Genomic DNA, 3,405 nt, shown 5'->3' on the forward strand with positions numbered 1-3,405 from the left:
TCCGATTAGCGTCCTGCTGGACGCATTTTTGCGGTTTACCTATACCCCCACCGCCACTACGTTCGGCGGTGGGGGTTATTTAGATATTGTCCTACTGGACAATAAATTAGCATCATTTATTATAAAAGCTAAAGTTGAATTAATAATCGATGGTGGTGCCTTCGGGTATTTCAAACTTTTGTCCCGCCATTATCAAGAGGCACTCGGCAGTGAAGTAGAGGATGCCGTTGCGCACGTGGTCGCCGTCGTCTTTAAAATCAGTGACGACGTTGCATCCTTTAGACTTCAGGTAGTCGGCCATCTCAATGCCCACCTCGTGGGTGATGTAGGAGTCGGCAGTAGAGTGATACACAAAGTACTTCGTATCGGTGTTGGGTTGCCATGTCTGTCCAGTTCCGCAAACCGAGTTTTCGCGGAATTTCTTGATGAGCATCTGTGCAACTGGAGAGTTGATATCGCAAGCAGTGGGGGTGAGTACCTCGCTGATGTGTTTCTTGGAGTCGATGAGTCCGTTGATGTCCCATGTGCCATAGTTCTTTGACAGAATCCAGTCGTCGATGTGGCTAGCCAATGGTTCCTGGAACACATCACTATACTCAAATGGCATGTTGAAAGTCTCCTTGTAGGCAACAATCATAAGCGGCAGAGCGCAGATGTAGCCGGTGGTGTCGGTTTCAAGGTAGTTCTTGTAGATTGCCTCGAGGTCATAAGGGCCGCCGCCCACCATGGTAGCCTTGAACTTAATGTCGGGGCGATAGGCATCAACGTAGCGTTGCATTGCCATTGCATCGAGCGCACCGCTTGAGTAGCCCACGTTATAGATGGGAAGTCCCTCGACATTGTAATCCAGATCTTTGAGAATTTCCATCGCTGCATCCCAGCAGTCCATAGTTTCCTGCGCAGTGATGTGTGTGCAGCAGTAGGCTTGGGGCTTGTCCTCGGTGAGAGTCCATCCATAGAGGTCGGCCGAGATTGCGATGCCATTGTGGAGCTTGTTCATATAAAGAGCCAAGTCTTGGAATTCGTCTTCAGATGTGCGTTCTCCGTGCTTGGCAGTGGTAAACTCGTTGTAGAGCATAAGATCCTTGGGCTCAACCTCGCGGTTATACACGGCAGGATTCATGGTAATGACACCTGTAAGGCGCACGGGAGTCTTCATGTCGGGACCCACGCTGGTGTATTCAAACACATACTGGTAAACCCACAGGTTGAGCAGGTCGTCAACCTTCTCGTCATATAGTGCGCGCTTGTAGAGGGTTTTTGTGAGCTTGGGGTTGAGTTCATAATCACGTTTTGGGATATAGGGTCCGTCGTTTTCTGAGCAAGATGTAGCTAACGAAAGCATTGCTGCAAGTGCAAGCAAGCACGCTATGTATTTTTTGATTATCATATACTAAAAAGGACTCTTTAAATGTGTAACTTAAGTTTTGGATGTTGAAACTGTTTTGATTTCAAAATTTATTGCTCCGATTAGCGTCTTGCAGGACGCAGTGCGAGCTATCGTTTTACCCCCACCGCTGGTATGATGGCGGTGGGGGGTGATTTGGTTATTGTTCTTCTGGACAATAACTTAGCAAATTAAAAGATAGTCATCGTCGCTGTAGCGAGGTGCATCGTCCAGTTACTTCTTGCCTTGGAAGTCAAGGGGCTTGTTGAACTGGTGGTTGAAGGTAACGTGGTACCATTCCTTCTGTCCGTCGCGTCCTTCGTGAACGAGCACTTTGAACTCGCGTTTTTCCAGGTCATAGACGGTGGTGTGGGTGGTGTACCACAGTGAGCAGTCTTTCTTGTGCCACAGTGACTTGTTGGCGAAGTCGGCTTTACCTTTCTCAACATCCTTAACAAATGCCTCGTTCTTGAGCACGTCGGGGTTGTTGTAAACCTCGCTTGCCTTGATGGCGGTGTTGTTGGCATAGTCGGTGTGGAAGAAACCGGGGTCGTTGATGTCCTTGGTGTAAGACAATGAGAACCAGACCTTCTTCATGAGGTCCTGCATGCCCTCGCTTGTGGCGGGAGTAGCGTCATAGTTGGCCTTGATCACGTCGTAGCGCTCGTAACCCTGTGCTCCGTCTTGCATCATCTGCTTGTCGGCCATCAACTTGTTGGTGAAGTTGGTCATGATGGTAGCGTAAGAGGGTTTGTTGACCTCGGTAGTCTCGGTGTAGTAGGGCTTGTTGTCGATAAATTCAAGCACGCAGCTTGTTGTGCTGTCGCACAGGAGCCAGTGGAACGACTGCGACTCGCCCTTGTGGGGGAAGTTGACAGGCTCATACCAGTTGATAGACTCGATGATTTCCTTGGCCTCTGCTACGCTGTGCGCTTTGTCGAGCACGACACGTGATAGCACTGTGATGATGTAAGATTTCTCGGCTCCGGGGTTGGTGTTGGCAGCTCCATGTCCCCACTTGCCATAGTCCCAAGTGCTCTTGTCAAACGAAGTCTCGCCGGTGGGCATCACATTTACACCTATATATACACCGCACTCGTTGATGCCGTCGCAGGTGCTCAAAGGCATGGTAGCATAAACCCTAGAACAGGTGTCGCCAGCGGCAGCAAGTGAGTCGGTGAACAAGGGGTTTGCCCCCACCATGCCAATAGAGGCAAGGTGCTTGTCGCTGTGGTTGATCTTGATGATGGCTGCTGCCTGGTCGTTGATATACCAGTCGAGGTTGCGTCCCACGAAGTTGCCGCGGCGCACCTCGGTGCAGGCTGCGTTGGCGGGTTTGAACATCTTGCTCATCGCTGCGTGAGCGGCGTCAAAGTCATAGTCGTCATACTCTACTGCGTAAAGATAGTTGTCGAGTTTGGCATTGGCACGATTGTCTTGAACGGCATTAACGACAGCGTCGTTATTGCAATTGTTGTTGCAGTTGCATGCGCTCAATATAGAGGCTGCAACGAAGGTGAATAAATAAAACTTTTTCATAGTCTTGTTGAATTTTGGTTGTGCAAATGTATATAAAAAAAAATTAGATAGAGGGCATTTTGCGTAAAAAAAATCGCGAATTGTCGCAAAAGTACCTATAATTGTCGCAAAAGACTATAGAAAATAGTAAAAATCCCCCCGGTGCCGGGTTCAAAACAGTGGGAACTGCGCGGGTGCGGGGATGTAGAGTGATGTTTTTTTACTTTTATTGATTTTATCGTTTTTTTTCGATTTTATCGTTATTATCGGTTTTATCGTTATTATCGTTATTATCGATTTTATCGGGTTTATCACTTTTATCACTTTTTTTGAGGAATTTTGGACCAATTTTCTGGTCCAAAACGGAGGTGTGTTGCTTGTGGTGTGTTTCATTCTCTTGTTTTTGTGCAAAAATAATGGGTGAACCATGGTGGAGCACTATCAACTGGGCAACTTGAAACAAATCGCCGGGAGAACTGGCGCTGACGGGCTTTCCTGGG

At 48.1% G+C, this 3,405-nt stretch carries 3 protein-coding genes; all 3 read right to left on the bottom strand.

What is annotated here, in order from left to right:
• Positions 1–139 precede the first annotated feature (139 nt).
• The gene (locus ACKI3C_RS10375; protein ID WP_407404737.1) at positions 140–1,390 is read right to left on the bottom strand and encodes a hypothetical protein; all 1,251 of its coding nucleotides are present in this window, start codon (positions 1,388–1,390) and stop codon (positions 140–142) included.
• A gap of 231 nt (positions 1,391–1,621) precedes the next feature.
• Entirely contained in the window at positions 1,622–2,926 is a 1,305-nt protein-coding gene (locus ACKI3C_RS10380) for a carcinine hydrolase/isopenicillin-N N-acyltransferase family protein (RefSeq protein WP_407404739.1), read from the bottom strand.
• Positions 2,927–3,140: 214 nt separating this feature from the next.
• Positions 3,141–3,405, bottom strand: a 265-nt coding sequence (locus tag ACKI3C_RS10385; RefSeq protein ID WP_407404741.1) for a hypothetical protein, incomplete at its 5' end; no start/stop codon positions are given.

It is taken from the genome of Sodaliphilus sp. (genome assembly GCF_045598405.1).
GTDB classification, from domain to species: Bacteria; Bacteroidota; Bacteroidia; order Bacteroidales; family Muribaculaceae; genus Sodaliphilus; species Sodaliphilus limicaballi.

Bases quoted from the DNA above. Each gene is read 5' to 3' on its own strand.
- ACKI3C_RS10380 (WP_407404739.1), bottom strand. From the start codon at position 2,926: ATGAAAAAGTTTTATTTATTCACCTTCGTTGCAGCCTCTATATTGAGC.
- ACKI3C_RS10375 (WP_407404737.1), bottom strand. From the start codon at position 1,390: ATGATAATCAAAAAATACATAGCGTGCTTGCTTGCACTTGCAGCAATG.